A 6,883-nucleotide genomic window follows, 5' to 3' on the forward strand; every position below is an offset into this window, starting at 1 on the left:
TTAAGCCCGTTAGCGCAGATGGTACTGCATCCCGTGGGAGAGTATGTCGCCGCCTTTTTTTTAAAGCCTCTACAGCAATGTAGAGGCTTTTTTTATACCCTAAACTTTGGATCTGAAACCAAATCTCAGCTCCCCTCCCTGGAAGGGAGGCCTGACTGCCGTCAGGAAGGGGTGTCCGAAGGAAGGGGAAGGTCCCGTTTCCTGCGGGAATCCTGAAAGTTATCGGGAGCATCCCATATTTTTAAGCCCTTCATCATTCATTTGATGAAGGGTTTTTTTATGTTCTAAATCTAAATCTGAAAAACAATCTCAGTTCCCCTCCCTTCCAGGGAGGGGTGTCCGAAGGACGGGGAGGGTCAGATTGCGAAACGTAAATTGTTAAAATTTATCCCTTTCATCTAAAGGATAATTACCAAATCTCAACTTTAACACAGGATTGATAATGATGAAGTTGGATATGAAGATTCCCTTAAGTATTAGTTGTATTAAAGCTATAATATTACATTATTTTTAAAGTTTGGTTCGCAATAAAAATAGACTCATAAAGTTCTGTAAAACAGCAAATTGTAGTATATTTATGTCAGCAAATAAAGCACCGGTTAGTGTCGGTACTATTTAGAACTTTTACCGTAGTCATTACGAGTTATTTTTCTTTTTTGTGGTTCCCCCAATGGCTTCCCAGCCATTTTGAAGAGTTGCCTTTTTCCTACCCTCCTTTGGAAGAAGTTTTCCCCGTTAATTTTCATTTTAATTATTCTTTTAATCGATTTAGTCAATTGATCGCCCTGGTCTGCATGGAATAGCGTGGCTTATGTTCTGGTTAGTATTTATTAACCAAAACAAATATATTATGAAAGACTTTACGATGGATCCTTTAACAAAACATGTGAGAGGATCAAGAACGGGAAGATGGTGCTGCCGAATGAATGGTAAATTTATTTTTTCGCTTTTCACCTTAATTTTTTTAATTCTTCCTTTTAACCAACTGTATTCGCAAAAGAATACCGCTGAAAACATTCAGGGGATTGCCCCTGTTATCACGCCACCTGGTGGTTTTGAGATTGATGGTAACGCTTCAGCTGAAACTGCAGGCGATTGGGAATCTGATGCCGTCAATGAATTAGCTGGACTATTTTTGAGTACTTTATTACCTGAAGATTTTGAAACAGGTACTCCCGAATTCTTGTTCGATCCACCATATCGTGATTTATCTTTTTTCTATAGAGATGGAATAACTAATAATGATCCAACTATTTTCACCAGCTCTAACAAAATAGATGATGATCCTGAAACTTATACTTGGGGAGCCGGGTCTTCTCCTAATAAAAATGAAATACAAACTGCTGTTGTTCATTTTACATATGGCGATCCGACACACCCAAACGGGAATAATACTACAGCAGATGACTTGTGGGTGGTTTTCGCAGCCGATAGGCAGGTAACTAATGGTAGTAGTTATATTGATTTTGAATTTTTACAAAATTCTTTGATTCGAACCGGGATTGAAGCTGGTTCTGGAGGATTTCAATCTGATGGTACTGATGGTGGTAGAACATTAGGTGACCTGTTGGTTACTGTTGAGTTCACTATAGGTGGTGCAGCCGCAAAAGTTGTAATCAGGGAATGGGTTTTTGAAAATGGCGAGTACTTTTATAGAGAATTCCCTAATTACCCGGAAAATACCATTTTCGGTACAGTAAATACTGCAGTTACTCCTGTGCCTTGGCCTGTATACTTTACAGATCCAATGCCTGACGGTTCCTATCAATATGAAATTAACCAATGGGCTGAAGGTGCTGTCAATTTATCCTATTATTTCGGTAGTGATGACCCTTGTTTTAGTATTAGTACCTTGTTTGTAAGAACTAGAACTTCCGGATCTTCAGGAACTTCTGAGTTGAAAGATTTTCCTCGTCTAGAACAACTTGAATTGGATCTTAGACAGGAAATAACAGTAACTGATCCGGATCCCGTTTGTTCTCCTGCTACAGTCGACTTGACAGCTGAAGGTGTTGCTACAGGATGTACCGGAACTTTAAGTTACTGGAATGATGCAGAAGCCACTGATGAAGTAGATAATCCATCAGCGGTAGGTGACGGTACTTATTATATTAAATGTACCAGTGATCAGAATGACCAGTGTTTTGATATTAAGCCGGTAAATGTAACTGTTGATATTACTCCAGACATTACAGTAACCGATCCTGATGCAGTATGTTTCCCTGAAACCGTTGATATCACTGGAGCAGCCAGTGGTTGTGGGGAAGGTTATACAATCTCTTACTGGAAGGATGAAGCAGCTACTGTTTCTTTAGGTTCTCCAGAGGCAGTTGCTGAATCAGGCACTTACTATATCAAGTGTGTAAATAATGATAACGCTGCCTGCTATGAAATTGAACCAGTTGTTGTGACCATCAGTGATACTCCTGATATTACAATAACAGATCCTGATCCTGTATGTTCCCCTGAAACAGCGGACATTACCGGAGCAGCAAGCGGATGTGGTGAAGGTTATACCTTGACCTATTGGGAAGATGAAGGAGCTACCATAGTTTTGGAAGATCCTGATTCTGTAGGAGAAGGTACTTATTACATAAAATGTACTAATGATACTAATGCTGATTGTTTTGATGTCAAAGCTGTAAATGTAGTAGTAGATGATACTCCAAGCATCAGTATAGTTAACCCTGATCCTGTTTGTGACCCTGAAACCGTTGATCTAACAGCTGATGGTATCGTATTGAATTGTAGCGGTAACTTGAGTTACTGGACAGATGCGGAAGCTATAAATAATCCTGTTCCAGATCCAACAGCAGTGGGTGGAGGTACTTACTATGTGAAATGTACCAACCCTGACAATGATAACTGTTTTGATATTAAAATGGTTAGTGTAACAGCTAATGACGTTCCTGAAATCACAGTGACCGATCCGGATCCTGTTTGTGCACCATCTACAGTAGATATTACACAGGCTTCAAGTGGCTGTGGTGAAGATGCTACTCTTTCTTATTGGGAAGATGCTGGAGCTACCGTACCTCTTGCAAATCCAGATGCAGTTGCTATTTCAGGAACCTATTACATAAAATGTACTAACAATGAAAATGAGAATTGTTATGATATTGAACCTGTAAATGTTACTGTAAGTGATACTCCTGAACTTTCAGTGATGGACCCAGATCCAGTCTGTGCTCCGGAAACTGTTGATCTTACCGGGGTATTTAGCGGATGTGGAGAAGGTTATACCGTTTCCTTCTGGAATGACGCTGAAGCTACCTCTTCCTTACTGAATCCGGATGCTGTTGGAGTCTCAGGAACTTATTATATCAAATGTGTGAACAATGAGAACACAGATTGTTATGATATTAAACCGGTTGTGGTTACAATCGAGATCTGTGACCAGGATGCCTGTACTTTAGGATACTGGAAAAACCATACCGATCAATGGGAATGTTACTCAACCTGTACTTTATACAGTGAGGTATTTGGTATTGACTTCTCGGTTTATTCCGGAAATTCAGATGACTCTGACTTAACATTGTTAGAAGCTCTTAACTTAGGTGGCGGAGGAATTTATAACCTTGCCCGTCAGTCTGTAGCTGCCTTGCTAAATGAATGTCATGGGGATGTAAGTTATCCATATACTGGTGATTTGATCCAGGATGTATACGATGCATTTGTAGGAGGTTCTGCAGGGCAATTGGCAAGTGAACTGGATATGATCAATAATGCTTACGAATGTCCTCTTGGAGGTTCAAGTGCAACCACAGCACCTTCTGACAGTTGTCCTTCTGTTGAAGCCTTTAGTGTTTCTCCGGTACCGTTTAAAGATGTGATCAATATTAAACATGAAATGAACATGTCTAATGTATCAATACAGATCTTCGACATCAGAGGAAATATGGTTAAATCTTTATCTGTGCCAAGTGCGGCAGCAGGACAGATCACAACCATTCAGGCAGATTTTGTACGCGGAACACAAATGTATATGATCAAGGTTAGTAGTGACCAGGGATCATTTACTAAGAGTGTCGTTTCCGGGAAATAATTTTAATTAACCTTTAAAAAGAAAAGCAGCCTGAAAAGGCTGCTTTTTTAATTAAGAATGGATCGCAATCGAATTTATTTTATGACAAATAATTCAACACACTCCTATCTTCAAAAGGTTTATTTTGAAATAACCGAACTTATTGATCAATAAACTTTTAATATTAAAAAATTAACCGGTTTTCTAAATAAAAATAAAATTTAAGTGTTTGAATAACAGAAAATTATGTAAATTTAAGAGTGAAAGTTTACCCGGCTAACTTCCCCCGCCGGAAAGTTTCATTCCCTATAATATTCATTCCCCTTAATCAAGGCTTCCCCAGCCTGTTGAGCGCGTGCCTTTTTCCATTCCTTCCTCCGGAAAAAGTTATTCCCCTTCGTAATTATTAAACTGCTGTTGCAGGAGACCGCCCCGGTCACATGAAGTTGAGCTACCTGTTCTGGTTTAGTATTTATTAACCAAAACATTATTAATTATGAAAGTTACTACTTTGACGGGGCCTAAGGGTCCCGGAATTAGAACTGTCAAAAGCCGGAAGTATTTTAATCGTTTTAAAATATTTTCTGTGCTTTTTCTTTTTGCTCTTTTCGTTTCGACTGGATATTCCCAAAGTACGATTACTCTAGAAACTAGTGTACAAGCTAATTTTGGAATTGACGCTGATGTGGAGGCAGATCTTTTGAGTTTTTATCCGGGAGCTGCATCCGATGCCTTTGGTACCGATGACTGGTTTGACGAAATTTGGCCTAATCCTGATGCAACCTATCCCGGTTCAAATGTTATTAATGTTGGTACAGGAACAGATGAAAATGGAGTTTCCTATGCTACTTTAAGAGCACAACTGGCCGCTGGAGATAACATCGAAGCAGAATTTAGGATGTCACGTGATTTATATACTTTAGATCCAAGAACTAATATTTTGTGGATCGATGCGGTTTATTTCAGGGATCAAAGATCTAATCGAGGTAATACTGATAACACTGTTTTCGATCAGTCTATCAATAAGAATTTCAATAATCCATTAACCTGGACAATGAAGTCCGGTAGTGTGCCATCCAAGAACGATATCATAGACGTATATGGCCATTTACGGAGAGATGAGGTGCCTAATGACCAGGAATATGCCATTGTGGCTGCATCAACCCTAAGTGATGATGGTACCAGTTATGTGGATTTTGAATATTACAGAACTGATATTCGACTTGCATCAGATGGATCTACCATAGAATTGGTAAACCCTGCAGATGCATCAAATGTTGATTGTGGTCATACCACTTATAAGTTTGATCCCAGTACCGGTGGGGTAATCCAACATGGAGATATCATCCTATCGTTTAATTATACCGGAGGAGGAAAGATAGCCGATATAAGGCTTTTTGTGTGGATAGACCGCAGGGATTTCGATGGTGCAGTTTTCAGTAGTTTTTCAGCTTACAATAGTTTGCAAAGCCCTATGAATAATCTCCCCTTTGTTTTTGGAGATGGAAATGGAAACTTTCCTTTCTATTATTGTGATAATTCTTCAGCCAATCATTTTGGTTATGCTCGTATTTCTAAAAATCCAACCCTAGAAACCGCTTTATTCGCCCAGGTAAATGAAGGTGGGCCAGTTACAGCACCACCATGGGGGACCATTAGTGAAAAAAACCAGGTGGTTTCGGAGTATGCCAGGGAGAATTTTGCTGAGTTAGCACTGAATGCTACAATTTTTGGTTTCGACACCCGTACCACTGGTGGTGAATGTGATAGTCCTTTGGGAAGCGTTTTGGTTAAAACCCGATCTTCCGATTCTTTTACAGCCTCTCTTAAAGATTTTGCCGGTCCCTTTGAATTGGGGAATACGCCGGAATTTTCTGTTGAAGTCACAGGTAATTTCTACGAATGTTATGAAGAATCTACTACCCTTATAGCCACAGTTGACCCTGCGGCAGATCCACCCTCAAGAACATATACCTATCAATGGTATGAGTTTGTCGAAGGTTGGCCCGACAATTCGGATGATGGCGTCGACACGGAAGATTGGAAACCAATCGATAATGCGACAAATCCACAATTACCAGGGGCAACGGCCGATAAAACTTATCGCGTTTATGCAACCGTTACCATTTTCGATACCCCTGGATGTACATTTGCTTCCGATCCGGTTATTGTAACTCAGAATCCGTTTGAAGGGACATTAACAGCAGACTGCCCTGATAATGTTACCAAAGATGCCTGTACAGACCAGGCAACTATCGATTCAGAATTCGCTACGTGGAAATCCAGTTTTGGATATACCGATAGTGGTGATGGAGGAAATGTTACAGTTACTTATTTAGTGAATGACGTTGAAGTTACAGAAGAAGAATTCAATGCTGTAACTGCACCAGATGAGTGTGATGGTGGTAGTGTAAAACTAGGAATCTCAGTAAGTAACGAATGTACCGGCCCAGAAATATGTTCGGCTACATTCAGTTCTACCGCACCACAGGCGATCGGATATACCGCTCCTAGTGATGCGAATGAAGACTCTTGTGATTATGCTAATCAAACAGAGGTACAGAGTGCATTTGACACCTGGGTATCTGATCAGACCACGGCTTTAGCTGTAACCGGAGGTTGTAATCCACAGGTAAGCAATGATGCTGGAGATGCACCATTACTATGTAGTGGTGGAACAGCGACAGTGACCTGGACGATCACCGATCTTTGTGAGACGATCAATACAATCACAGCAGACTTTAATTTGACCGCCCCACAGGCGATCGGATATACCGCTCCTAGTGATGCGAATGAAGACTCTTGTGATTATGCTAATCAAACAGAGGTACAGAGTGCGTTTGACACCTGGGTATCTGA

Annotated in this window: 3 protein-coding genes; all 3 read left to right on the forward strand. The window is 40.3% G+C overall.

Translation table 11 applies throughout. From position 1 onward, the window contains the following. Positions 1-216, forward strand: a 216-nt coding sequence (locus ACFQ1G_RS01170; RefSeq protein WP_380736406.1) for a hypothetical protein, incomplete at its 5' end; no start/stop codon positions are given. Between the two features lie 634 nt (positions 217-850). Then, positions 851-4,045, forward strand: a complete 3,195-nt coding sequence (locus ACFQ1G_RS01175; RefSeq protein WP_380736407.1) for a T9SS type A sorting domain-containing protein — start codon at positions 851-853, stop codon at positions 4,043-4,045. A gap of 475 nt (positions 4,046-4,520) precedes the next feature. Then, positions 4,521-6,883, forward strand: a 2,363-nt coding sequence (locus ACFQ1G_RS01180; RefSeq protein ID WP_380736408.1) for a hypothetical protein, incomplete at its 3' end; no start/stop codon positions are given.

It is taken from the genome of Salinimicrobium gaetbulicola (genome assembly GCF_042676025.1).
GTDB classification, from domain to species: domain Bacteria; phylum Bacteroidota; class Bacteroidia; order Flavobacteriales; family Flavobacteriaceae; genus Salinimicrobium; species Salinimicrobium gaetbulicola.

Excerpts from the sequence above, each read along its gene's own strand:
- ACFQ1G_RS01175 (WP_380736407.1), top strand. The coding sequence starts at position 851 with ATGAAAGACTTTACGATGGATCCTTTAACAAAACATGTGAGAGGATCA.